The sequence below is a fragment of the Ruegeria sp. AM1 genome (assembly GCF_056540745.1).
In genome coordinates, this window is the sequence record NZ_JBQFXH010000043.1 from 1 (window position 1) to 747 (window position 747).

Genomic DNA, 747 nt, shown 5'->3' on the forward strand with positions numbered 1-747 from the left:
CATCCAGACCGCCCAGCACATTGAAGGTGCCGCCATTGTCCAGATCTCCGGCCAGGTTCAGATCGCCAGTGCCCTGCAGATTGGTGATGCCGTCATTGAGCATATCTCCGTTGGCATTCAGAACACCGTCATCAAGATTGACGGTCCCGGTGCCAGCAGTGGACAGTAGACCGGCCACATTCATCGTGCCACCGTCCTGATCCAGCTCACCGCCGTCTTCGATGGCCGCCGTGCCGCTCACGTTCACCGTGTTGGTATCGAGATTGAATAGGCCGCTGCTGGTCAGGTTCTCAATATCCAACGCATCCAGACCGCCCAGCACATTGAAGGTACCGCCATTGTCCAAATCTCCGGTCAGGTTCAGATCACCATTACCCTGAAGATTGGTGATGCCGTCGTTGAGCATATCCCCGTTGGCATTGAGAACTCCGTCATCAAGATTGATGGTGCCAGTGCCTGTGGTGGACAGCAGACCGGTTACGTTAAACGTGCCCCCGTCCTGATCCAGTTCACCCCCGTCTTCAATACTCGCCATGCCGCTCACGTTCACCGTATTGGTATCGAGATTGAACAGGCCGCTGCTGGTCAGGTTCTCAATATCCAGCGCATCCAGACCGCCCAGCACATTGAAGGTGCCGCCATTGTCCAGATCTCCGGCCAGGTTCAGATCGCCAGTGCCCTGCAGATTGGTGATGCCGTCATTGAGCATATCTCCGTTGGCATTCAGAACACCGTCATCAAGATTGA

At 55.7% G+C, this 747-nt stretch carries 1 pseudogene; it reads right to left on the reverse strand.

Annotated features, from left to right (window positions below):
• A pseudogene (locus tag ACR0I7_RS20090) lies at positions 1-747 on the reverse strand (hypothetical protein); the annotation flags it as partial.